The organism is Paenibacillus harenae DSM 16969 (assembly GCF_000422465.1).
GTDB classification, from domain to species: domain Bacteria; phylum Bacillota; class Bacilli; order Paenibacillales; family Paenibacillaceae; genus Pristimantibacillus; species Pristimantibacillus harenae.
In genome coordinates this window covers 32,729-58,545 of the sequence record NZ_KE383844.1, presented here as the reverse complement: position 1 = coordinate 58,545, position 25,817 = coordinate 32,729, and the positions used below count along the sequence as shown (strand labels likewise).

The 25,817-nt window shown below is 50.4% G+C and carries 19 protein-coding genes; 14 read left to right on the top strand and 5 right to left on the bottom strand.

Annotated elements, in window-relative coordinates; all coding sequences use genetic code 11:
* Positions 1 to 132: 132 nt before the first annotated feature.
* The 14 genes from H581_RS0124265 to H581_RS0124200 all read left to right on the top strand — a co-directional run bounded on the left by H581_RS0124265 (position 133) and on the right by H581_RS0124200 (position 18,321).
* Complete coding sequence (locus tag H581_RS0124265; protein ID WP_028612264.1) at positions 133 to 1,725, top strand: ATP-binding protein; 1,593 nt, start codon at positions 133 to 135, stop codon at positions 1,723 to 1,725.
* Entirely contained in the window at positions 1,722 to 2,408 is a 687-nt protein-coding gene (locus H581_RS0124260) for a response regulator (RefSeq protein ID WP_028612263.1), read from the top strand. Before H581_RS0124265 ends, H581_RS0124260 begins: the two co-directional genes overlap by 4 nt.
* 95 nt (positions 2,409 to 2,503) lie before the next feature.
* Positions 2,504 to 2,647 carry a hypothetical protein gene (locus H581_RS38485; protein WP_169507543.1) on the top strand — a complete coding sequence of 48 codons (144 nt, stop codon included), beginning with the start codon at positions 2,504 to 2,506 and terminating at the stop codon, positions 2,645 to 2,647.
* Between the two features lie 100 nt (positions 2,648 to 2,747).
* Complete coding sequence (gene abc-f, locus H581_RS0124250) at positions 2,748 to 4,646, top strand: ribosomal protection-like ABC-F family protein (RefSeq protein ID WP_028612262.1); 1,899 nt, start codon at positions 2,748 to 2,750, stop codon at positions 4,644 to 4,646.
* A gap of 53 nt (positions 4,647 to 4,699) precedes the next feature.
* The gene (locus H581_RS0124245; RefSeq protein WP_028612261.1) at positions 4,700 to 5,263 is read left to right on the top strand and encodes an MOSC domain-containing protein; all 564 of its coding nucleotides are present in this window, start codon (positions 4,700 to 4,702) and stop codon (positions 5,261 to 5,263) included.
* 702 nt (positions 5,264 to 5,965) lie between these two features.
* On the top strand, positions 5,966 to 6,673 hold the full coding sequence (locus H581_RS35255; RefSeq protein ID WP_084134814.1) for a C40 family peptidase: 708 nt from the start codon (positions 5,966 to 5,968) through the stop codon (positions 6,671 to 6,673).
* 173 nt (positions 6,674 to 6,846) lie between these two features.
* On the top strand, positions 6,847 to 7,926 hold the full coding sequence (locus tag H581_RS0124235; RefSeq protein WP_028612260.1) for a YheC/YheD family endospore coat-associated protein: 1,080 nt from the start codon (positions 6,847 to 6,849) through the stop codon (positions 7,924 to 7,926).
* 412 nt (positions 7,927 to 8,338) lie between these two features.
* Positions 8,339 to 9,712, top strand: a complete 1,374-nt coding sequence (locus H581_RS0124230) for a YheC/YheD family endospore coat-associated protein (RefSeq protein WP_028612259.1) — start codon at positions 8,339 to 8,341, stop codon at positions 9,710 to 9,712.
* Positions 9,713 to 9,945: 233 nt separating this feature from the next.
* Complete coding sequence (locus tag H581_RS0124225) at positions 9,946 to 11,319, top strand: YheC/YheD family protein (protein WP_028612258.1); 1,374 nt, start codon at positions 9,946 to 9,948, stop codon at positions 11,317 to 11,319.
* Positions 11,320 to 11,572: 253 nt separating this feature from the next.
* Entirely contained in the window at positions 11,573 to 13,195 is a 1,623-nt protein-coding gene (locus tag H581_RS0124220; RefSeq protein ID WP_028612257.1) for a response regulator, read from the top strand.
* Between the two features lie 36 nt (positions 13,196 to 13,231).
* Positions 13,232 to 15,019, top strand: coding sequence for a cache domain-containing sensor histidine kinase (locus H581_RS0124215; RefSeq protein ID WP_028612256.1), 1,788 nt, complete (start codon positions 13,232 to 13,234; stop codon positions 15,017 to 15,019).
* Between the two features lie 144 nt (positions 15,020 to 15,163).
* On the top strand, positions 15,164 to 16,534 hold the full coding sequence (locus H581_RS0124210; RefSeq protein WP_051251333.1) for an ABC transporter substrate-binding protein: 1,371 nt from the start codon (positions 15,164 to 15,166) through the stop codon (positions 16,532 to 16,534).
* A 32-nt stretch (positions 16,535 to 16,566) separates the two neighbouring features.
* Positions 16,567 to 17,472: an ABC transporter permease subunit gene (locus H581_RS35250; RefSeq protein ID WP_036720022.1), complete on the top strand. Its 906-nt coding sequence runs from the start codon at positions 16,567 to 16,569 to the stop codon at positions 17,470 to 17,472.
* Positions 17,473 to 17,484: 12 nt separating this feature from the next.
* Positions 17,485 to 18,321: a carbohydrate ABC transporter permease gene (locus H581_RS0124200; RefSeq protein ID WP_036720020.1), complete on the top strand. Its 837-nt coding sequence runs from the start codon at positions 17,485 to 17,487 to the stop codon at positions 18,319 to 18,321.
* A 95-nt stretch (positions 18,322 to 18,416) separates the two neighbouring features.
* On the opposite strand, the gene H581_RS0124195 is transcribed toward H581_RS0124200, so the two are convergent.
* The 5 genes from H581_RS0124195 to H581_RS0124175 form a co-directional block, all read right to left on the bottom strand.
* The gene (locus H581_RS0124195) at positions 18,417 to 20,828 is read right to left on the bottom strand and encodes an FtsX-like permease family protein (protein WP_028612253.1); all 2,412 of its coding nucleotides are present in this window, start codon (positions 20,826 to 20,828) and stop codon (positions 18,417 to 18,419) included.
* Between the two features lie 5 nt (positions 20,829 to 20,833).
* Entirely contained in the window at positions 20,834 to 21,592 is a 759-nt protein-coding gene (locus H581_RS0124190; protein WP_028612252.1) for an ABC transporter ATP-binding protein, read from the bottom strand.
* Positions 21,593 to 21,686: 94 nt separating this feature from the next.
* Positions 21,687 to 23,123: a sensor histidine kinase gene (locus tag H581_RS0124185; RefSeq protein ID WP_028612251.1), complete on the bottom strand. Its 1,437-nt coding sequence runs from the start codon at positions 23,121 to 23,123 to the stop codon at positions 21,687 to 21,689.
* 22 nt (positions 23,124 to 23,145) lie between these two features.
* The gene (locus H581_RS0124180; protein WP_028612250.1) at positions 23,146 to 23,847 is read right to left on the bottom strand and encodes a response regulator transcription factor; all 702 of its coding nucleotides are present in this window, start codon (positions 23,845 to 23,847) and stop codon (positions 23,146 to 23,148) included.
* A 596-nt stretch (positions 23,848 to 24,443) separates the two neighbouring features.
* Positions 24,444 to 25,799: a dipeptidase gene (locus tag H581_RS0124175; RefSeq protein ID WP_028612249.1), complete on the bottom strand. Its 1,356-nt coding sequence runs from the start codon at positions 25,797 to 25,799 to the stop codon at positions 24,444 to 24,446.
* Between the last annotated feature and the right edge of the window lie 18 nt (positions 25,800 to 25,817).

Below are 25,817 nucleotides of genomic sequence, written 5' to 3'. Positions count from 1 at the left end.
ATAATCATTTTGCGCATTTTGTTCATAAAATTTACGGCGGAATCGGCTCAAGGGGCTATGTTCGGGGAAACATGTAGCATACAATAGAGGCAATGCCGACAGTCGGACAGCCGTCCGCAAGGAGGGAATTGAATGCGATTACAGACGAGGCTTATTTTGTTGATCGGGACGCTCTTATTCGTTGTCATTATCGCGTTAACGTTTAGTTTCGAGAGAATGCTGGTCACTACGCTGCAGAAGAATGTGGGCGCCTCCGCCCTTAAAATAGCGAAGACGGTAGCGCTGATGGACGTAATAAAGGATGCCTTCGACGAGGAGAATCCGGCAGCCGTCATTCAGCCGATCGTAGAAAAGATCCGATTGGAGACGGATGCCGAGTTCATTGTCATCGGCAACCGGGAAGGCATCCGCTATGCCCATCCCTTGCCGGATCGAATCGGGAAAGAAATGGTCGGCGGGGATAACGGGCCCGTACTGGGCGGCGAATCGATCATATCGGAAGCGGTCGGCTCCATGGGGCCTTCCCTGCGGGGGAAGACGCCCATCTACGACGAACATAATCAAATCATCGGCATTGTGTCGGTAGGCATTTTATTGAAAGACATTCAGGAATCGGCTGCGACTTACCGAAACGCGATGATTTTTTTTGCGGGCATTGCGCTCATGATCGGCTGCGGCGGGGCGATCGCGATCGCGAACGGGGTGAAACGGTCCATTCACGGCCTCGAGCCTAAGGAAATCGGCTTGTTGTACCAGGAGAAAAGAGCTATTCTGGAAACGATCCACGAAGGGATTATCGCTATTAATACGGAAGGAATCATTACGCTCGCCAATCAAACGGCTATCAGACTAATCGATCCAATTGAGAGAGAAGAGATTACCGGAAAGCATATAAGGGACGTCATACCGGAATCCCGGCTGCTCGAGGTGATCAAATCCGGAGACGCCCAGTTCGATCAGGAGTTGGTCATTAACGAAAGTTTGGTTGTGGTCAATCGTCTGCCGATATTCGATCATCAGCACCAGGTGGTCGGGGCCGTGTCCAGCTTCCGCAACAAATCCGAGCTGCTTCGGTTAACGGAGGAGCTTACGCAAGTGAAACGCTATACCGAAGCGCTGCGTTCGCAGACGCATGAATATTCCAATAAGCTGTATACGATCTACGGGCTCATTCAGCTGGAATCGTATCAGGAAGCGATGGATCTCATTACGCACGAAACGGACGTGCATCAAAGCCTGATTCATTTCCTGCTGCGGGAGATTCCGGATCCGATGCTTGGGGGGATATTAATCGGGAAGTTCAACCGCGCGAACGAGCTTAAGGTAAGCTTGGAAATCGATAAGAAAAGCACGTTCAAAGACATTCCGGGCGATATCAGCCGGAATCATCTCGTAACCATTATCGGCAACTTAATGGATAATGCGCTGGAGGCCGTGCTTGCCGCGGACCATGGCCCTAGAACGGTAAAGGCTTTCTTGTCTGATGCGGGCGATGACTTGCGCATCGAAATCGAAGACACCGGAATCGGCATCGCGGAAGAAGCGGTTGATCGCTTGTTTGAGGTTGGCTTCTCCACGAAGGGGGAGGGCAATCGGGGGTTCGGCCTTGCGATCGTGAATCAGGCCGTTCAGCAGTTAAGGGGAACGATCCGCTTCGATTCCCGTTCGGCGGGAGGGACGGTTGTTACCGTTAAGATTCCTAAAGAAAAGGGGAGAGAGCTATGATCCGGGTGGTCATTGTGGAGGACGATCTTCGAATTGCGCAGATTAACCGCCGGTTTGTGGAGAAGCTGGAGGGATTCGAAGTGGTTGGCATTGCCACGGACGAGCAGCAAGCGCACGAGCATTTGGACATTCTGGCCCCGGATCTCGTGCTGCTCGATTTATATTTTCCCGATATGAACGGCCTTGATCTTCTGCATTATATTCAGAGAAACAACCCGTTCACGGATGTCATCGTCATTACGGCGGCCAAGGAATTCGATACGGTGCGGGAAGCCATCCGCGGCGGCGTATATGATTTTATGATCAAACCGGTCGTATTCGAACGCTTTCAGGAGAAGCTGAAATCTTATCAAAAGTACCATCAGCAAATGACGCTGCTCGGCGGATCGAATAAGCAGGTGGATCAAGAGGGAATCGATCAATTGTTATGGGGAACGGGCGATCGGGCGGACAGGGATGCCTATCTCCCGAAAGGCATCGATAAGATCACGAGCGAGAAAATCCTCGCCTTCATCCTTGGCGGACCGGAAGTGCTGACTGCGGAGGAGCTTGGGAGGATGGCCGGCTTCAGCCGCACGACCGCCCGGCGGTATCTGGAGTATTTCGTGGCCAAGGGCGAATTGGTCGCTGACATCTCCTACGGCACCGTCGGAAGGCCGGAGAGAGTATACAAAAGAACGTAGACCCGGTGTCTATTGCGCTACGCCGCTTATCGTATTGCCAGGATACCCTGGTTTATGTTAATGTAGAAATACGAATGTGAAGGGGGGTGAGGTAGGTGAATCACGAAATGGTCAACAACCGTATTAGCCGGCTGCCGATTGCTATGGCTGGCATTGTTCATGCATTTTCCGCGAACGGGATCAGTCTGTCCAATAACGAGAATACGTTTGAACCATTCGCGAGAAGACGCCTACCTTAACCACAACGGATCGCTTTATCATCCTGAGGGTCGCGGGCTTGTTGCCGCGGCTCTTTTTGTGCAATCAAGTAGGGTCTTCATCCAACAGGAGGCTCTTAATATGATAATAGTCAACGTGCAGCAGATCAAAAAATACCACGCGGCGAACCTTGTTTTGGACGGGGTTACGCTTCAGCTGCAAGAGAGTGAAAAGGTTGGCCTGATCGGCCGCAACGGCAGCGGAAAATCGACGCTGCTCCGGTTAATTTCAGGCCATGAGCAGATCGACGAGGGGATGCTGACCGTCAAGAAGGATTTGACAATCGGCTATTTGCCGCAAATTCCCGCAGAGTTCGAGGAGCTTACCGTACATGAGGTGCTCGCCTACGGTTATCGGGAACTGATGGTCATCAAGCGGGAAATGTCGGACATCGAGCAGCGGATGTCCAGCCCTGAAGCGGCCGCCGATCCTGAACGGATGGAGCGGCTGCTGGGAACGTATGCCCTTGCGCAAGAACGGTTTGAACGAGGCGGCGGCTATGAGATGGATACGGCGATTGCCCAAGTGGCGAGCGGCTTGCAAATTGACCGGCGCCACGATGAGCGGAATTTCGGCAGCTTGTCCGGCGGAGAGAAGACGCGTATTGCGCTGGCGTCCCAGTTGGTTGCCCGTCCGGCTTTGCTGCTGCTGGATGAGCCGACGAATCACCTGGATCTCAAAGGCATAGAGTGGCTGGAGCAGTTTCTTCAGCGTTATGAAGGCGCATGCGTGATCGTGTCGCATGACCGTTATTTTCTCGATGCCGCAGCCGTGAAAATGATCGAGCTGGAGGACGGTGAGGCTTATACGTATCACACCAACTACAGCGGATATATGAAGGAGAAGGAAGAGCGGCTTTTGCAGCAGTTCGCCCAGTACCAGGAGCAGCAGAAGGCGATAAAAAAAATGAAAGAAACGATTCGCCAGCTGGAGGAATGGGGGCGCATCGGAGGGAACGAGAAGTTTTTCAAACGGGCAGCCTCGATTCGAAAAGCATTGGAGAGGATGGAGGCGGTGAAACGTCCCGTCCTGGAGCGGAGAACGGCGGAATTCGAGCTGTCGCCTCTTGATCGTTCGGGCCGCAAGGTCATCGCCTTCGAAGGCGTGAAGAAGCAATACGGGGGACGCGCGATTTTAAACGGAGCAGAGGGAAATCTGCTGTATGGCGAGAAGGTCGTGCTGCTCGGGGATAACGGATCGGGGAAAACGACGCTCTTCAAGCTGCTTCTGGGCGTAATCGAGCCCGATGAAGGTAAATTGGAGCGGGGCGCGCGCGTGGAAATCGGTTATTTGGCTCAGCAGGAGCCGGTGAGCGATCATAAGCTGACGGTGCTGGATTATTTCCGCACCGAGGGAGGCTTGGAGGAAGGCGAGGCGCGGAGCTTACTAGCCAAATATTTGTTCTACGGCGCCGACGTTTTCAAGCCGCTGCACATGCTCTCCGGCGGCGAATGGTCGCGTCTGCGGCTGGCCTTGCTCGTGAGGCGCAAGCCGAATCTGCTTCTGCTGGATGAGCCGACGAATCATCTCGATATGGCTTCACGCGAAGCGCTGGAGGAGGCGCTGGAGGATTTTCCGGGAACGATACTGGCGATTTCCCATGACCGGTATTTTATTAACCGCCTGGCGAAGCGCGTATGGGAGCTGAAGGAAGGCAGGATTGCCGCGTATCTCGGCAATTATGATCATTTTAAGGAGAAGCGCGGAGAAGATCCGTCGCCGGTGTCCGACCGGCGTCAGCCGGAAGCGAAAGCGGCCCAAAGCAGCGGCACCGGCCAGGCACGCCAAAACGAGCGGAGGCGGGAGCAGCTGGAGCATGAGATAGCCGTACTTGAAGCGGAGCTGGCTCGTGCCGATGGAGAACTGCACCGCCTCGATCGTATCGGCGACGCTGCCTTGCTAGAAGCAAGGTGGCGTGAGCGGGAAGAAGGGCAATCCAGGCTTGATGCGCTTCTGGAATCGTGGATGGAGCTGCCTTGACTGATGAAATGATTTGATTGCAATGAGTTTTCAATTCGGAGAGGATGAGTTGAATGATCAACAACCTTGAGTCCCAAATCGGAGAGGTTCTTTCGGTTAGCCGAAATGCAGCTCATACCTTTAGTAAACAGACTTTCGAGGCGATTAGGCTCCTCGCCGGTCTGGGAGTGGAAGGCGATGCGCATATGGGAAAGACCGTAAAGCATCGCTCCCGCGTGGCACAAAATCCGAATCAGCCGAATCTCCGCCAGGTTCACTTCATTCACTCGGAGCTGTTCGACGAACTGCGGGATGCAGGTTTTCACGTCGAGCCCGGGCAGTTAGGCGAGAACATTACAACCCGCGGGATCGATTTGCTCGGGCTGCCGACAGGAACAAAGCTGTATATCGGTGAGACGGCAGTCGTTGAAATGACGGGACTCCGCAATCCTTGCACGCAAATCGATCATTTCCAGTCAGGGCTATTGCGCGAGGTTGTGGATCGCGATGAAAACGGAAACCTCGTCCGAAAGGCTGGCGTCATGGGTATCGTGTTAACCGGGGGAGAAGTCCGAACCGGGGACCCCGTCCGCGTCATTCTGCCGGCGGAACCGTTTCGCCCTCTCGAGAGGGTCTGACACCGCCAGAGCTGCGGAATACTCTAAGGCAGGGGAGCGTTCGCAAAGGGTTGCGAACCTTACCTGCCTTTTTCCGTTTATAGCTGTTTCAAACCGGAGAAACGAAGTGCTCGCTTTTTGCAGACCAAACAGTTACCTTAACAGGGACTTGCCTATTCAAACCATTTGGCTGCAACAGCGATCGTAAGAATGATTTTGCTCTCGCAGTGATAACTGCTGGTGTGAATCATTTGTTCAACTTATATAGTAGGGAACTAAGATGAACAAATTATTGAGTCCATTTATAAAACGCATGAAACAACGGATTTGGCCGGCTATAGTGATTTTTCCTTAGAGAAGTTCATTAATATGATTTTATATTTCACGACAAATGGTGTTTTGAAAACAAAGCTCATGAAAAAAGGTATCCATCACGGGTGCAACTTATGTTAAATATTTTTAATGAAAGCCGAATAATTTCCAGATTCCCATTAGAAAATTTTAATGCAAATCACGGGCTGCTAGGAAGGAGATTCCAATTCTTCATTCCTTTCATAGAATCGGATGCCAAAAAAACCGCATAACCACGCGGTTTTTTTTATGTTGTTAAATATTACTACTATTATTATGCTGGAAGGTATTTTAGTATAAAGCAGACGAAGCGATGAGCCCATCCGACCAAAAATCGGAAATATGATCATCTGAGGAGGAACTGATTTGAAAATGAAAACCATGTTTAAATCCGCCGTCTGCACTTGCGTTGGAGTCATGTTGTTCTCTGGACTAGCATCCGCCAGTTCGGTAGTGACTACCGGATATCCTTACTTAAAGGAACTGCCTTATTCAGGACAAGGCGATATTTACGGAGACGTACCTAAAGGAACGAAACTTGAGGTTTTGGAAAACACGAATAAGTACTACATTAAAGTGAGGTACGATGGCCAAACCGGATATATTTCAACGAAATATGTAGATAACGTACCATCCGGCACGACTCCTGCCGATAACACTAGCAATGCGGGCTGGGAGAAAAAAGCGGATCGGATTATCGCGGATGCCAAGCGTTTAATAGGGAAAGTTGAATACAAGTATGGCGAGAACGATCCGAGAAACTTGGAGTTCGATTGCTCTTCGTTTACGAAATATCTGTTTGCGAAACAAGGAATTTCCCTTCGTTGGGGTGCTCGTATTCAGTACAAGATGGGTACGCCGATTTCAAAGAGTCAACTCAGAAAAGGCGACCTTGTTTTTCTTTCCACATCCAAAACGGCTAAATTATCCGGTGTGAACGAAATTGGCCACGTTGCCATTTACATGGGCAATAATAAGATCATTCATGCCTTGAATCCGAAGTCCGATGTGACGATTAGCGATCTGAATTCTTCGTGGTGGAAAAATCATTACGTCGCTTCTGCTCGTGTCATTAAGTAGATGGATAGATATTCAAACGGAGCCGAACTTCCCTAAGGGATGTTCGGCTTTTTTTTATGCGTGCATTTTGCTGTAGACGATTTCAATGGATCCATTAGCACATTTATCGTTTCTAATCATAAGATGCATTACCGATTAAATCTCCACCAAAAAGAGATAAGGAGTAAAAGTGAATGAAAAAACCAATCATTGGAATTTTAGCTTACCGGGTTGGCATGAAGTTTCACGAAAACCAATACTTTAAAGCTCTTGTCCGCGAAGGTCAGAAACTGGGTGCAACGGTATTTATTTTTGCGCACCGTGACGTAATAAATAGAAATTCGGTCAAAGGATTCACTCCCTCGGCAGACGGGAGCGGTTGGAAGAGCGCGATCTATCCCCGGCCGGAAGCGGTGATCGATCGATGCCGAAGGCCGGCGCCGGAAGCCCGCGGATTTCGGAAGCGCCACAACTTTTTATTCGCGAATAGCAAGATTACGAATAAGTGGACCATGACCCAGCTTTTTGCCAAGGAAGAATCGCTGAAGCAGTGGATTCCGGAAACCAGAAGTTATTCCCGCCAGAATTTATCCAAAATGATTGAAGATTATTCTATGCTGTACATTAAACCCGGCAACGGCACGGGCGGACGGAGCGTTCTGAAGCTTACAACCAAATCCGATGGCTACGAACTGCTCGGACGTACCAACAGGCAGCAGAAAAGGCATGAGCATTTCAAAACATTTAACTCCTTATATCAATATATTAGCCGTTGGGTGGAGAAAGAGAAAATACGAAACGGTATCTTCATGATTCAACATGGATTGGATTTGGAGCTGCTGCCTAACCGGGTGGTAGACATGAGACTGCTTATTCAGAAGAACGAACATGGGATATGGGAAGTCACCGGTCAGGGGATTCGGGTCGGCGGTAAAAATAGTCCGACTTCCAACCTTCACGGCGGGGGCAAGGCGGTAACCGCGGAATCCGTTCTCTTCAAGCGGTTCGGTGAAACGAAAGGAAACGCTATTATAGAGGAGAGTCACCGTCTGGCTCACGCGGTCGTAACCACTGTCGAAAAACACTTTGGCCGGATGATGGAGCTGGGTTTGGATGTCGGCGTGGATGTGAAAGGACGAATTTGGTTAATCGAAGTAAACCCGAAACCGGGTCGTGATGTTTTCAAGAAAATGGGAAAAATGCAGCTGTACAGAAAAACGGTTCAAAGACCGATACAGTACGCCATGTATCTAATAAAAAACGCTAAAAAGTAGAGAGAACTTGATGAAGAGCCTAGCGTTTAGAAGCAGACGAAACGCCCGGTAACGGTTCCGTAAGTTTATTGAAGCTGTCGCACCCAAGGTATAATAGTAATTTAAACGCTTCCTGCTTCGAGTCTTGCCGAAGGCGAGACTAGAGGTCGGGCGGCTTTTTGCTTGCCGATAATCTGCTCAAGAAAACGGCAGTCCCGGCTTAAACGATGTCCGATGGTAACGAATTTGGGTTGAGCTCCGACAAGAGTTTTGGTCTCGAGAAGAAATACTGCTCTACACTAAAGCCCAAATCCATTAAAGGCCATCACCGACAGATAGATGTCCTCATATGATGGTGTATTCTCGCTAGCCCCCGGGAAGGAAGCCTATGAGCCTCGCCACGACATACGCAAAGGTGGAAGGAGCAAGAAACATGTCCACCCCGAAAATGAAAATTGACGTCCAGGTCATCAGTTCGGGCAATTTGTCCGATGATGTCCTTATGCTGGGGGAATCCCTGGTAAAGCAGTGGAAAATACCTGCCCAGCAGCAACTTGCCTTAAAATTTGGTTCGTTCCGCCACTCCGTCACCGTCGTCCCTGTGCCCCGTTATGAAGGACTGCGGATCAGCCAGACACTCGCTCGCAGAATGGGCATCTTTTCCGGAACTTCACTTCGCATGAAGTACAAAGCAACGACCAGAACGCTATCGCTAGGTCCGCTAATAGGCGTACTTATTAGCCGAGATAATCCAGAACAATCAGATAAACCGTTCGGAAACATTACGATGTTCTGCCGTGAATTGACCGAATCTTGCCGAAGCCAAGGAGCCTATGTGTATTTTTTCACTCCAAACGGGATCGGGTCAAGTCTGTCTTCTGTGGAAGGTTGGGTGTACGCCAAAGAATGGCAAAGACTGATGATTCCCGCACCCGATGTAATGAACAATCGCTTAACTTCCCGGACGCTTGAAAATCGCCCCGCCGTACAGCAGTTCATGAGAGAAATCAAACATCGCTTTGGCGCTCATGTGTTTAATGAGAAGTTTCTTGAGAAATCCGAAGTGTTTAATGCCCTCAAGAAAGACGCTTCCTTACGAAAGTATTTACCCGAATCCCACTCTCTCCAGAACTATACGATGCTAAAAAGCATGTGCTCCAGATACAGCGCCGTATTTCTGAAGCCGGGAAGAGGCAGCTTGGGCAAAGGAATCATTCGTGTATCTCGTATCGGCTCGGAAAACTGGCAGGCTTCTTACGCCACCGTCAATGGGACCAAAAAACAGTCTTTCAGCAGCCTTGCGAAGTTGTTCTCTACGATTTCCGGCAAAATGAAACGAGTGCGTTATCTCATCCAGCAAGGCCTTAACCTGATTGAAATCGGCGGTCGTCCAGTAGATTTCCGCGCATTAACGCAAAAAAATGCAAGTGGGAAATGGGCAGTTACCTCGATCGTAAGCCGAACGGCGGGACCACGTCATTTTGTGTCCAATCTCGCCAGAGGAGGAACGCTTTCAACGGTCAGGGAATCCGTCGCCAGATCCAATCTTCCCGCCAAATTCCGGGGGGATGCTTCCTCGCGCCTGCAGAGGGCGGCTCTGGACATTGCCCGTGGCGTTGACACCCAAATCCCTGCACATTTCGGGGAGCTTGGAATCGATTTAGCCCTTGACACTTCGGGCCGTATTTGGCTGCTCGAGGTTAATTCCAAACCGTCCAAGAACGATAATACGCCGCTCAAAGAAGGAAAAATCCGTCCCTCGGTGAGGAAGATGATCCAATATGCCTGTTATATATCCGGATTCTAAAGAACAGAAGCAACCATTCTACAGCAGCAGGGTTAGGTATACTCCATACAACTATGCTGGATTTAAGGGGACGCAAGGGTGAACCGTTCGAATTGCGAACACGGGGCTCTCCTATTCGTGATCAACTTGGAAACGAGCTGCTTCAGGAAATCAATGAAGTATCCTTCCTGATCGTCGCTCGGCTGGAAGAAACATTGGGACGATTCGCCGAAATCGGTCTAGGAGGGTAATTCATGAGTTTGACCATCTGTAACGTCCATTTCACAAAGCAGCCGGAACGTATCGTATGGTTTTCCAGCTCACTTGCGAAGCTGCTCAAGCTGGGCGGACGTAAATCGGTTAACGTCAAGCTCGGCAAAGACATCGTACCCGCCACGGTGCGGACCATCAAACGCAAAGGTCATCATGTCTATATGTCGGCAGGGCTTAGGCGTTCTGTCCGGATCCCCAAATCCGGACACGTGTATATAGCCAATGACGAGGATAAGGAAATTAAGCTCGGACCTTTAATCGGAGTATTGACCGACGGCGGCACACGCATCTCGTCTCCTTTCGGAGAACGGACTGAATTCGTAAGGCAGCTTCTTCATCTCGGTCGGAAGAAAGCCTACTTCTTTGCCTTCACGCCTCGTGATATCAACTGGCGGCAGGAAACGATTCACGGTTGGTTCCTTAATGGCGGCGGAGGCTGGACGAGGCGTGTCGTTCCGCTGCCGGACGTCGTATACAACCGGCTTCCAAGCCGCCGGGCCGAAGTCGGCTCTGCCATTACGACTCTGCGGGAGCGGTTTATCAAGAAGAGAATCCCGTTCTTTAACTGGGGCTTCTTTAATAAGTCGGACGTTTACACCATGTTGGACAATGACCCGGAAGCTCTTCGGCATTTGCCCGAATCCATCAATAACCCGACTTCTGAGAAAATGAAAGAGCTTCTGGAGAAGCATCAATTTCTATATTATAAACCGAGCGCCGGCAGCCTTGGCAACGGGATTTATCGGCTCACCTACACTCCTCGTAAAGGTTACTTTATCCGCTATCGCCGCAGCGGCGGAAACATTCTGCTCAGGTTCAGCAATTTCAATAGCCTCATGAAGATGCTGCGAGCCCGCCATCGCGGAAATTTAAGCAGTTACGTCGTGCAACAAGGAATCCGACTGGCCGAAATCGACAATTGCCCGATCGACTTCCGTTTTCATATGCATAAGAACGGACAAAATCAATGGGTCGTTGCCGGAATTGGCGCCAAAAAAGCCGGCAGAGGGAGCGTTACGACGCATATCAAGAACGGCGGATCGCTGATGACGCCGGAGCGGGCGCTTAGCCGGACTTTCGGCGATAAATCGGATGACGTGCTTAAAGAAGCCAAATCGGTCGCCATCAAGTTAGCGAAAGCCATCGAACGCAATTATACACATGCGCTTGGCGAGCTCGGTCTTGATATCGGCATCGACCGGGATGGCGGGGTCTGGATGTTCGAGGCCAATGCCAAACCCGGAAGATCGATCTTCAAGCATCCCGCATTGAAGGGGCAGGGAAAAGCGTCATTGAAATATATACTCGACCACTGCATATACTTGAGCAAATTTCGCAGAAGGGATGAATCTTAATGATTCCGAAAACTCTCTTGGCGAAACCGAAAACCGTGTAGGCGGCGGTCAAAGCTCGAGAAGTCCGGATAATCTTGTTCATCATGGAGGTCAAATTCATAGAATAGCAAGAAAGATTTTAATAGAAAGCCGCTCCGAGTGTCATGCTCAGGGCGGCTTTCGTTTGTTCATTGAACAGGATAACCAAGTGCGGAAACGAAATATAGTTAAGTGTTGAGGCGGAATATTCCAATTAGACAGAAGGAGTGATGGCATGTATAAGCTGCTTGTCGTGGACGACGAGAGATGGGTTCGCCAGGGCCTTACGTCAACGATTGATTGGCAGGCGGAAGGCATTGAGCTGATTGGGGAAGCGGAGGATGGGGAAGAAGCGCTGGCGCGGATTCGAACCGGTTCGCCGGACATTATTATTACGGATATCAAGATGCCAAGGATGGACGGTTTGGATTTGATGGAAGCGCTGAGAAAGCAGCGGAAGAAAGCCTATGTCATTATTATCAGCGGCTACAGCGATTTTGAATATGCGCAGAAAGCGCTGAAATACGGCGCCTACGATTACGTATTGAAGCCGATCGAAGAGACGGCGCTCCTGGAGGTCGTGCGGAGATGCGTGAGCGACCTGGATCAAGAGAATGAGCGCCGGCATCATCTGTCGGAGATGTCGGGCCGTATCCGCGAGAGCCTGCCGCTTGCCCGGCAGCACTTCCTGGAGACGCTGCTGCTCGGCAGCCACGTGGATTCGCTAAGCGAGCTTGAAGCCAAATGGCAGGCATTGAAGCTGCCGTTAAACCCGCATCAGCTAACCGTTCTTACGGTTAAAATCCATCATTGGGGGCTTAAGGCATCAAGCGACAAGGATCGTTCGCGGCTTCGCCTTGCCCTCGGCAATATTGCCGAGGAAATCGTCACGGCCTACGGACAAGCCGCAGCCTGTCCGCTCGACAATCACGCCGATACGGATTTGGTTGTGTTGTTCTCGCAAGACAGCTCCCGTAAAGGAAACAAGGAGGTCTTCTCCAATGGAATCGCAGCATTGATCGAGGCGGCGCAGCAGTATTTAGGCCTCACCATAAGCATCGGCGTCAGCGGGCTGGGGACCATCTCCAGACTGGCCCCATGCTTCGACGATGCGCTGAGCGCCTGTGCGTATGCCTTCTATGACGGCTTCGGGAAGGTCTACGATTCGGCGCAGCTTCCTAGGCAGACCAACAAGTCCCAAGCCTATATCGGACCAGACGGCTCGTGGGAAACCAGGCTGCATCACGCCATGAAGCTGGGGGACGACGGGGCGATTCAAGAATTGGTCGGCCAATTGACCTTGCATCTGCAATCCGTGCGCGACCAAATGCCGCCGCTCCATACGATCCGCGGGTTACGGCTGCTGCTTCAGAGCATAGGGAAGAAGTGGGAAGCGGCGCATCCGTACCGGACAGCGCCGGGAATCGACAGGTTTAACGAAAGAATCGTAAGCAGGAACTTACCTTTAGAGCGGCTTGGCGACGAATTGCGGGATGTTCTCCTGCACTGCGCTTCCGAATCGCGAGGATCCGGTCAGCGCAAGAGAATTGTTGAGCTGGGAATGCAGTTTTCCCACCAGCATTATATGAAAGGCATCACGATGAACGATGCAGCCGAGCATCTGTACTTGAATCCCTCCTATTTCAGCAAAGTGTTTCATGAGGAGGCGGGGGAGACGTACAGTAAATATTTGATCCGCCTGCGCATGAACAAGGCGAAGCAGCTGCTGAAGACCTCCACGCTTCGAATCTATGAAATCGCCGGGCAGGTCGGATATGCGGATTTCCGCCATTTCTCCAAAACGTTTAAAGAAATCGAAGGCATGACGCCTGGTCAATACCGTGATCTTGGTATCTGACGGAGCGGCAATCAACCTGGGAGGGGGGGAACCGGAATGAATATAACATCGAAGCGGCGGTTCGTCGGCTTTAAAATGTTCATTATTTATTTTGTCAGCATGACGATATCCATTATGGTCATGGGTTATCTGTCTTACCACAAAGCGCAGGAAATTATTCAGCTGAATGTGGGCGGTGTCGCCCTTCAAACGGTTCAGCAGGCGAATAAGCGGCTGGAAATGATTTTTGAGGAATACGAGAACCGGTCTTACTTCGTGTTCAGCTACAGGGAGCTGCAGAGAGGAATTCTGGGGGGATTTGGGGACAATTACGAGCGCATACAGAATACCGATCAAATTAACAAGTTTTTATCCAGCTTTGCCAATTTGAAGAACGATACGGCGAATGTATTTGTTTTTGGGGAAAATACGGCCTCTTACACCTATTCTTTGACGAGCAATCCCACGTTCACCATGATGTCCCCCGCCCTTAGCAGCCAGCGGGAGCAGGATTGGTATAAGCAGATAAAAGAAGCGGACGGCCGTATGGTCTGGTTCGGCATCCGTCCTTCGTTTATGCCGGAGAAGCATGTTACGGATGAGGATCAGCCGGTGTTCTGTTACGGCCGGGCATTGAAGGATATTTGGGGCAATGGCGAAATTATCGGCATCCTGCTGATCGAGATCAACCCAAACGAAATTCGGCAAATTTTATCCGAAATTGATTTTAAAGCGCGCGGCAAGGCGATCATTGTGGACCGGGCGAACAACGTCGTAGCGGACGCTGACGGCGAAAGCGCAGAGCATCCCTTTCATCTGGAACCGGCAGAGGAGGAGAGAAGCGGGATCATAAACCAGGTCATAGACGGCGAGAAAATGGTCGTTGTGCATGATCGAATGGCGACGAGCGGCTGGAAGCTGATCGGAATGGCTCCGGCACGGGAGCTGGTGAAGGATTCCAATGAAATCCGGCTATATACCTTCTATCTGGCTCTCGGATTTACGCTCGTAGCGGTGCTCCTGTCCTGGATCATCTCCCGGCTGATGCATCAGCCCGTGCAGATTCTGCTTCAATCGATGCGCAAAGCGAAGGAAGGGGACTTCGAATCGCAGATCGGTCATCATCGCAAGGATGAATTCGGCATTTTGTTCGACAGCTTCAATCTCATGGTATCCCGGATCAAAAGCCTGATTAACGAGCTCTACATCCAGCGGCTGCTGAAAAAGGAAAATCAATTGAAAATGCTGGCTTCCCAAATCAACGCCCATTTTATTTATAACACGCTAGATTCGATTCATTGGATTTCCCGCATTTACAAGGTGGATGACATCAGTACGATGATATTCGGGCTGTCTAATTATTTGCGGATCAGCTTAAGCGATGGAAGGGATATGGTTTCGGTAAGAGAGGCGGTATCGCTGGTAGAGAGTTATCTATCGGTTCAGAAGGTGCGCTACCAGGACAAGTTCGAAGTGAATGTGGAGGTGGATAACGATTTGCTGGACAAGCAGGTATTGAAATTTGTCTATCAGCCGCTGGTTGAGAATGCGATATACCATGGGATCGAGAACAAGAGGGGTAAGGGCCGCCTCGATATCCGCTGGGTCCGGAAGGACGAGCTTCTTTACTTTGAGGTCCTGGACGATGGCGTCGGGATTACGCCGGAGAAGCTGAAGCAGATCAAAGAGGCGCTGGAGGATAATGATTTTACGCAGGAGGAGCATTTTGCGCTCAAAAATATTAATAGCCAGATCAAGCTTGCGTACGGCGAACCGTACGGCTTGGAGCTGGAAAGTCGCTTGGCAGGCGGCACGAAGGTCACCTTGATTTTTCCGTATCGTTAAGAAGAGAGCCTCTCCGGAATGAACCAAAATAACACACCAAAAACAAAAGTATACGCCTTATGCCGCAGTCGTGAAAGCGGATACAATTTAGTCACCACAAGAAAACGGCATACGTACTTATTTAATAAATAGGGAGGCTAAACGATGGAAAGAAACACGCGCCTGACCGGTTGGAAGGAAAAGAAACGGACGTCTGCTCTACTTGGAATTGCCTTGGCGATTATTCTCGTGCTGGCGGGCTGCAGCAGCAATGGAGCTGCAACCGGGGGCGAAGATAACGAGGGGCCGGACGCCGCCGCTCCCGGCGAACAGGTGACCATTGACTTCTGGTTTCCTTGGGGCGGGGATTATCAGAAGGAATTCAAACAGTACGTCGTCGATGAGTTCGAGAAGAAACACCCGAACATTAAAGTGAAGATGACATTCGTGGAATCGTCGGGACAGACGCAATCGTCAGACAAGCTGCTGACCGCGATTGCCGGGGGAAATCCGCCGGATGTGGCGCTGTTCGACCGCTTCCTGATTGGCTCCTGGGCTGCCAAAGACTCTCTGACCGACTTGACTCCCTATGTAGAAAGCAGCGAGGTTTCGCCGGATGATTACTATGAGAGCGTATGGAAAGAAGTCGTGTATGAGGATAAGGTCTATGCCTTGCCTTGGAACACCGATAACCGGGCAATGTATTACAATAAAACGCTAATGGAAAAAGCGGGTCTTGACCCCAATGCCCCACCGAAGACGATGGCCGAATTGGATGAAATGGCGGAAGCCTTGTTCGTCGAAGGCAAGAACGGCAAATATGACGAGATCGGATTTATCCCCTGGATGAATCAGGGCTTCCTCTATACGCAAGCATGGAACTGGGGCGGCGCTTGGGAGCAGGACGGCGAGCTGACGCCGAATAATCCTCAGAACGTGAAGGCCTTGGATTGGATGGCCGGCTACGCGAAGAAATACAATATTGAGAATCTGACCAGCTTCTCGACCGCGGTCGGCCAGACGGGAATGAACGCCTTCTGGACGGGGAAAGTCGCCTTTGTCTTCGACGGCAACTGGGTATTGAACGATCTGAGCAAATACAAGCCGGAATTCGAATGGGGCGTGGCGCCGATGCCGGCGGCGGACGGCTATCCGTCGATTACCTGGGCCGGCGGCTGGTCGTACGTGATTCCGAAGGGCGCCAAGCATGAGAAGGAGGCATGGGAATTCGTGAAGTTCGTCGCCCACAAGGAAGGCACGCTGATGTGGAGCAAACGTCCGACGGCAGGCAACGACATCACCGTGCTGCCTTCGGTGAACGATGAGCTGAAGTTGGCGGATAACCCGAATCTCAAAATCTTTCTGGATATGATGCCGAATGCTTTTACAAGACCGGTTACGCCGGTAGGCTCGTTCTTATGGAATGAAACGATGCGGGTGCAGGATCTGGCCATAAACGGCAAAGGCGAGGCGCAGCAGCTGCTGGATGAAGTCAAGAAGAACGTGGACGCCGAATTGGCCAAGGTCAAGAAATAGCCGGCGGAAAGGAGGAGGAGGAGGAGAGGCGATTGATCAAAGCCAAGAAAACGAGATTCGAGCGAAAAATGGTCCTGTACGGCCTTATTTTTACAGCGCCTTGGATACTGGGGTTATTGTTATTCCATGCCTATCCGCTCATCATGTCGATTTATTACAGCTTTACCTCTTACAGCATCCTTAACCCCGGGGAATGGGTTGGTTTGGAGAACTATCAGACCTTGTTCAAGGACAATGTCTTCTGGATAAGCATTTATAATACGCTTTTTTATACGGTGTTCTTCGTTCCGATCAGCATGATCTTCGGGATTGGGCTTGCTCTCATTCTGAATGTGAAAATCCGCGGGCAAGGCTTTTATCGAACGTTGTTTTTTGTTCCGAGCCTGGTGCCGCCCATCGCGACGACGATTATTTGGCTATGGCTGCTCAATCCGCAGTTCGGGCTGGTCAATCATTGGCTGGAGCAGATCGGGATTCCGGGCCCGGCATGGCTGGGAAGCGAATATTGGTCGAAGCCGTCGCTCATTCTGATGAGTCTATGGGGAGTCGGGCAGTCGATTGTTATTTATCTTGCGGGCTTGCAGGACATTCCGCAGGATTATTACGATGCGGCAGAGGTTGACGGTGCGAGCCTGATTCAGCGTTTGAAGCATATTACGCTGCCGCTGCTGACGCCGGTCATCTTCTTCAACCTCATTATGGGAACGATCGGCGCCTTGCAAAACTTCGTACTCCCCTATACCTTATCGAACGGTCAAGGGACGCCGGCCAACTCGATGATGTTCTATGTCATGTATCTCTATACGAACGGATTCGGCTATTTGAAGATGGGCTATGCGTCCGCCATGGCGTGGATTCTTTTCTTGATCGTAGTGATACTGACTGCGTTGATCTTTATTTCTCAGAAACGCTGGGTCTATTATCAAGGGAAAGATTAGGAGGCGGCAACGATGAAATCTCAACCATCTATTAAGCGAATCCAGCACGCAGGCACGCATGCCTTTCTTATTATCGTCGGGTTGTTCTTCTTGATGCCGTTTGTATGGATGGTCTCTACTTCATTGAAGCCGGATAACGAACTGTTCCTGTGGCCGCCCAAATGGATTCCAGGCATGTTCGTATGGAGCAACTATCCCGATTCGGTCAACTATGTGCCGTTCTTCCAGTACTTGGGGAACACGCTGACCATCTCCGGACTTGCGACGCTCGGCGTCCTGTTCGCCTGTCCGCTGGTTGCCTACGGGATCGCCCGCATCCCCTGGAAAGGGGCGAAGCCGCTCTTCGCGTTGACCTTGGTCGTCATGATGGTGCCTTATCAGGTAACGATGATTCCGATCTTTATTTTATTCAAAAATTTCGGTTGGGTAGGAACGTCCATCCCGCTGTGGCTGCCTGCATTCTTCGGCGCTCCGTTCTATATCTTCCTGCTGCGGCAGTTCTTTATGGGGCTTCCGAAGGAATTGGAGGATGCGGCGCGGATCGACGGGGCGTCGGAGCTGCGCATTTACTGGGGAATTATGCTTCCGTTATGCAGGCCTGCTCTGCTAACGATTGCTTTGTTTCAATTCATGGGAAGCTGGACGGATTACCAGGGGCCGTTAATTTATTTGTCGGATGAGAGCAAATATACGATCATGCTGGGGCTTCAGGCCTTTAAGACGCAGCATGGAGCGGAGTGGCAGATGCTAATGGCCGCCTCCGTCCTGATCACCTTCCCGATCATCATTCTTTACTTCCTGGTTCAAAAATCGTTTATTCAAGGCATCACCTTCTCGGGGATAAAATAATGAAAAAGGCAGGCAAGCGTCGCATTAGGTTGCGAAGCTTGCCTGCCTTTTGTTCAGTGAAGGAACGCAAATTTTAGGCATGGGTGAAACAGCCGTTATTCGACCACCAGAATGCGTGGTGAAGCTTTCTGAATCACTTTGGATGATGCCCACGAACCAAGAGCGGCAGAGAAGACACTTACGGATGCAATAGCCAGAATTCCGCCCCAATTAAGGATGACCGGCAATTTCACAATGCCGTAGCTGACAAGAACGCTCTCGAGGAGGACAGGCAGCAAATATACGCCGATGAGGATACCAAGCAGCGCTCCCAGAGCCGATAAAGCCGCTATGCCAAGCGCAATGGAGAATCGGATTCGATTGGAGGTCATCCCGATTGACTTATAAATGCCATAGGTTCTGCTCTCCTTTCGAATGTTAATGCGGCAGGTGCTGTAAATAATAATGAAGGTGACGATGATAAACAGCAGTCCCATCAAGCTCAATGGGTAGATGAGCATGTTTGAGGCCTCCTTGAAGACGGAATCCAGCAGTGTCTTCTGGGTCACGACGGAAGCGGAATCCTTGAATCTTGCATTCAGATCGCTCACAACGGCATCGGCCTGCGAGATATCCTGCACGTTAATAAAGGACACATCCATGTCGTTAAAAGACGGATTTACGGTTCTTACGGCATCAATCGTAACCCGTGCGGAATAAGAAGAATTGGCGATGGCCTGGTAAATACCCGTGACGAGTAGGGATTGCTTCTTGCCAGCGATATACACGTCGACGATATCGCCCAGTTCCTTATTCAAGGTGTTCGCCACGTTCACGCCCAAGGCGATTTCGTTCTTGTAACGCGGATTGTAGCCGGTCACGGTCTCGAAGCCCATCTGCTCATAGTCCCCATCTAAGACGCTTAAATAAATGCTTAAAGGCTGTCTGCTTGCTGAATCATTGCCGGGCAGCGGCTCGGTGCTCACGATCCCGGTCAGATTACTCTGCCATCCCTTGTCCTTTATTCTTGAATCGGCAGACAGGGTGCGCTCGAAATCAGCGCGGGAGAAGGTTGTTTTATTGATGACCATAGCTGCTATGTTGGCGGAATCGTAGCCCCACTTGGCAGCGGTTTGCTGAATGCCGATAATACTGTTCAGTACGACGAACCCGAGTACGAGCACGGAGGAAGCCATCATCGTCAATACCAGCATGAGTGCTGAGCCTTTCCTGTTTTTGATCAGGTTTCTCAGGCCGATGACGGCGATGACGGGCAGGCTTCCAAACCCGATTTTGCTTGTGCCTGCAGCATTCAATCTTTTCGTTATCTTGCTGCTTTCCATCTCGGACATGCCGTAACGGATCGCTTGCACGGGCTGTACGGAGCGGGCTCTTCTCGCATAAAAAACGACGAACAGAATAACTAATCCGAATAGCAGAAGTCCGACAAGCATAGCCGCGCTTAATCCCTTTATGGCAAGCTCCGCATTCTCCGTCTTCAGAGACGAGACCGAAAGGTTAATAATGATCTTGGAAAGAATGGTGCTTAGAGCAAGGCCGGGAATTATGGCAATGAAGGACAGAAAAGTATATTGAATGACATAGGTGCCGATCATGCTGCGCGAGGTCAGACCCAATGATTTGAGTACGCCTATCGTTTTATAATTGGCGAGAATGGCATCGGAAATGGTGAAGCCAATGGTAATCAGAGCGATCAGCATCATAACCAGTCCGAGGAAAATCATAATGAAGCCAATAATCTTGTTAATAATCAGGTAGAAGGAGGACATGCCCTCAAACTCCATTTTGGTTTCAAGGAATGGGCTGCCAAGCTCTATTGCGAAGCGCTCCCAATAGCTCGGATTGCTGCTGTAGTCATCAAATCGGAGTCCGATCAGGTAATAATCTTTTCCGGGCAGCGGCGTTATTTTTTCCTGATAGTCCTGGTTGTTCATCCAGATACGGGCCGTATTTGTGAACGGTGCGCCATAAGGGACGTCGACAACGATGGCGGACACCTGCAGCTGCAGGTGCTCGGAGCCAGTATTAAAGCCAACCGTATCTCCAACCGCTATCCCTATGGAATTTGCCATGGAGGTAGGAATCCATACCGTTCCGCTCGCAGGCGTTGCGCTTTGGACGCCCTTTGCAAAAACAAGTTCATCGACCACAAATGGCGGTTCGGGCGTATTCATCATATACAGATAAAGATTAGGGATGTCATTGTTTTTATAGGTAATTCCGGATAATGTGCGATAGCGCAGCAGCTTTGATACATCGACCCCGTGCTGTGACTCCCACCATTGATGAACAGACTGCGGATCATGCAGCTCCTTCTCCAGCGTCAGAATCTGGTGCGATCCATTGGTCCGGTTGTGCATATCGGAGAACAAATTGCCTGTGTTGGCAATAATAATGGTCGCTGTTGCGACCAGCAAGGTAGACAATAGGATGAGCAAAGTGATGAACAGGTTTTGTATTTTGCTTTTCTTGAGATAGGACGAGCAAAGTGTCCATATGGCAGCCATGCGGATCACTCCTTCCCTGAAACAAAAGCAAAGATCATGGATTCTCTGTCTTTCGTGTGGCGGCCATCGTATTTGTCAAACTCGAGAATTCCGCCGATTTTGCCGTCTCGAATAAAAATCAGCCGATCCGCTCTGCACGCGGCTTTCAAATCATGAGTAACCATGACGACGGATTGTCCATCGCGGTTCATCTTGGTCAGGATATCGAGGACGGCGTTGCCGTGCTCAAAGTTCAGGCTGCCTGTCGGTTCGTCTGCGAAGACGATGTCCGGCGAGTTGATCAAAGCTCTGGCAATCGCTGCACGCTGCTGCTGGCCTCCGGAGGTTTGCGAGGGTAGGCGGGTGTTCTGCCCTTCGATTCCCATTGCCTTCATCAGTCCGATCGCTTTTGCTTTCACATTGTTTTTCTTCTGACCCGCAATATAGGCGGGCAAAGAGATGTTATCCAAGATAGACAGGTCTGGAACCAGGTTGATGCTCTGATAGATGTAGCCTATTTTTCTCGTGCGAAAGTCGGAAAGCTCGTTCTCGTTATAATTGTCAATGCGCTGGTCACGAAAGTAAACCTCTCCGGCCGTCACGTTATCCAGTCCGCTGAGAAGATAAAGCAGGGTGGATTTGCCCGAACCCGAATTTCCCATGATGACCGTGAAATCCCCTTCGTAGATTTCCAGATCAAGATTTCGAATCGCATGATATTGCTCGCTTCCGGTGTTGTAGGTTTTGCTAAGATTTTTGGCGCGGATAATCGTTTTCTTGGCCATACTTCTTCACTCCCGATTTTTATATGAGTAAAAGTGTACCCCCCCGATCTTTAAAAAGGCTTATCAAGTTATTAATAAACTATTACTGACGGAACTAACATAAAGGCAGAGTAAAGTGAAAGGTCGTTCCCAGGTCCTGCTTACTGGCGAAGGAAATCGTTCCGCCGTGCGCTTCGATAATCGTCTTGCAGATGGAAAGGCCGAGTCCGGTGCCTGCCTGTACGAATGCCTTGCTGCCTTCATCGGCGTGGCCTCTAAAATAACGATCGAATATAAACGGCATATCCTGAGGCAGAATGCCTCTGCCTGTGTCTGCGATGGTGATCCTCAGCTTTCCTGAATCAAGTTCTGCTTCAATCCGGATGGAGTCGCCGGGAGAGGAGTGCTTCAGCGCATTGGACACCAAATTGGAGATGACCTGCTCGATGCGAACGGCATCGATCGGGATCAGCACATTGGGAATTTCCTTTGGTTCTATGTAGGACAAACCGTTCGTGCGCACATAATGGCCAATTGGCTTTAAGATCCTCTGGAGTACTTCCTGACTATACTGCTCACGAGGCTCGACGGTAATTTGACCCAGATCCTGCAGGGCATGAAGGATGAGATCCTCCACCAGCCTGGCCATTTTGTCGGTATGGGTCCGCATGATTTCGACATACTCCAATATTCCCTCCGTATCGGAGCAGACGCCCTCGAGTATAGCGTCGATGTAGGCTTTGACGGTCGTGATCGGCGTTTTGATTTCATGCGAGATATTGGTGATGAGCTCCTTTTGCGCCTTCTCCTGCTTCATTCTTTGGATACTCAAATACATGATTTCTATCCTCATCTGATCAAACATCGCAAATAAATCGCCCATTTCATTCATGCCTGCATACATGGTCTTCTCCTCATATTTTCCTTTAAGTATCGCTTCCGCATGATGCTTGAGCTGATGAATAGGCGATATAAAATGATGTTTGATTTTATATCTCATGGAAATAAGCAAAATGACTGCTAAAAGGGAGGAAAAAACGATTACAAGGAAGGAGAGGATCGGGCGATTATAGGATTTAGGCAGAAAGACCTTGCTTTCGGGCAGGAGGTATATAGCATTTCCTACTTGCATTTGTGAATCCTTGTCTATGACGGGAAAAGCGATTTTGAATAACCCGTCTTCTTGCTTGGCCGAATAAAGATCATAATGGAGCGAGCGGTTGGCGTTTATTTCCCTAGGCAGGAAAGAAGATGTTGAACGGAAGGGAACTGTTCCGTCCAATTGCGCATATACCAGATGAATCCCGTTATCGTTTGTCAATCTCTTGAGCTCGGCTTGTACCTCATCCGTTCCGATACGACCGCTATTTTGCTCCAGATAGAGCATAAGAGGGTTGACGATTAGCCGAACTTGATTAATGACATAGCTGGAGGAGGGTTCATTATCGTTGGATAAGCTGTATAAGAGCAAATACGTGCTGCTGCCTGTCAGTAAAACAAGAAGAAGCAGGACGGCTGTCAGCCATTTGGTTGACCAGTTGTTTAAAGACATGTGTCATCTCCGATCGCATTCTTTAGTTTACGCTAAATTTATATCCAACGCCCCACACGGTTTTAAGATAAACGGGACTTGACGGGTCCGCTTCCAGCTTTTCTCGCAGCCGCCGGATATAAACGGTTACTGTATTTTCATCTCCGTAGTTGGCATATCCCCATATCGCATCCAGCAGCTGTGCTTTCGTGAATACCTGGTTTTTGTGGCTAGCTAAATGATAGAGCAGCTCAAATTCCTTGGCGGACAAAGAAACCTCTTCGCCGTCTACTGTGACTTTATAAGCTTTTTTATCAATTGCCAGCCTTCCAAAGCGTAAGGTATCCGGGTCCAGGGATGGAGCGGATGCCATGCTATCGTATCTGCGGAAGTGAGCGTTGATGCGGGCTAGTAATTCACTTAGCGAGAACGGCTTCGTCATATAATCGTCGGCACCGAAGCCAAGCCCCAGCACCTTATCCGTATCGCTGCCCCGCGCGCTCAGGATCAGGATAGGCACATTACTCCGTTCGCGAATTTCGCGGCAGAGATCGATCCCGTCCATGTCCGGAAGCATGATATCGAGAATGATGAAATCAGGCTGCAGCAGATCTATTATTTTCAAGCCGTCCTGCCCGGTTCCGGCAATGGCAGCTTCATAATTGTTCTTAGTTAAATAGTCTCTTAGAATGCGTGAAATATCTTTTTCATCCTCAATGATGACAATTTTTTTTTGTCGATTCATGGCTATTCTCCTATTTAATTTATTTTGGCTTTTCAAGTTTATAGGAAAATATCGAGACAGGAAAGTCTGTCTTTTCCTATTTAATAAATAATTCATATCCATTCAAAAAGGCAGGTGAGCGTCGCGGTTGCGAAGCCCACCTGCCTTTTGGTTTGCGAATGATGCCTTACCTTCAATTAGACACCGCATGTGCCTCGGTTCCATTGGCTGGACACCGCATGTGCCTCAGTACCAGAGGCCCGATCGCATTCGTCCTTATTCCGGTTTGTATACGTATCCGCATCCGCATCAGAGGGAAATCCTCCCGTTAAAATACCTGGAATCTGTTTTGGAAGGATTCTAACGGGAATATCTCCTTCTAATTCGGCCACTTCATCGCACATCAATCAGAATGCGTCGAAATAACGGGAGTTTTTCCGGCTAATATGGTGAAGCAGCCGTCAATCCGAGAAAATAGCGGGAGCTTTTCCTGCTAAATAAGATACAAAGCTATTATCGCTGTATCCGCTTCCCTTCACACAGGAAGGCAACGCAAACAGCGGCAGCTTAAGGACTGATCAAGTCCTGGGCTGCCGCTGTATTTTTGGGGCCGGTGTTTAAAGCTGCTTCAAGTATGTAACGATCGTAAGCAAGCCTTTGTCGAAGTTTTCCAGATTGAAATGCTCGTTCGGCGCATGCAGGTTTTCGTCCGGCAGGCCGAAGCCCATCATGACGACGGGAGCCTTCAAGATACGGGAGAACGTCTCGACAATCGGAATCGATCCGCCGTCCTTCGTGAATAGAGCGCGAGTGCCGTATACCTGCTCATAGGCATCCGCCGCCTTCTGAAGCATGGGATGAGACGGGTCCATGTTGAACGCACGGGCTTGTTCGCCGCGCTTAATGGCAAGCTTTGCCCCAGGCATGACATGGGACTCCAGATGAGCCGAGATCCGATCCAAAGTCTTAGCCGGGTCCTGGTCGCCGACGAGGCGGCAGGTGATTTTGGCATGCGCTTCCTTCGGAATGACGGTCTTCGTGCCTTCGCCTTGAAATCCGCCCCACACGCCGTTCAGCTCAAGCGTCGGCCTTGCGCCGGTCCGCTCGACAAAGGAGTAGCCTTCTTCTCCGTACAAAGCTTCGAGACCGAGAGCGGCTCTTAATTGTTCATCGTTATGATTTTGCTTCAGGAATTCTTCGCGCATGTCCGCGGACAGCTCGGGCACGCCTTCGTAGAAGCCGTCAATCGCGACTCGTCCTTGGTCATCATGCAGGGATGCGAGCAGGGCCGCCAGCGCGTGCAGCGCGTTCGGAACGCCGCCGCCGAAACTGCCCGAATGAAGGTCCGTATTGGCGGTCGTTACCGTTACTTCCAGAGAACATAATCCGCGCAAGCCCGTGGAAATCGCCGGTTTTCCTTTGGCAAGAAGCGAGGTGTCCGAGATCAGGACAACATCCGTCGCCAGCTTGTCCGCATGGGCCTTCATGAAGGCCGGCAGATGAGGGCTTGAAATCTCCTCTTCTCCTTCTATGCAAAACTTCACGTTGACCGGCAGCTTGTTTTCTTCTGCCAATAACGCTTCAATCGCCTTCACATGCAGGAAAAGCTGCCCTTTATCATCCGTTGCGCCGCGCGCGTACAGCTTGCCGTCGCGGATGGCCGGCTCGAACGGAGGCGTCTTCCAGAGGTGCAGCGGATCAACGGGCTGCACGTCATAATGGCCGTAGATAAGCACCGTCGGTTTGCCTGGAGCATGGATATGCTCGGCATAGACGATCGGATGTCCATCGGTGGGGATGATCTCGATTTTCTCCAGACCGGCCGTCTCCAATTTGGCAGCTACCCATTCCGCAGCCTTGATCATATCCTGCTTATGTTCGGACAAAGCCGAGATGCTCGGTATCGTAAGAAACTCATTCAGCTCTTCCAGATGCCGTTCTCTTTTGTTCTGAAAATAGGTCTCATAGCTCACAGGGCAGTACCTCCTAAT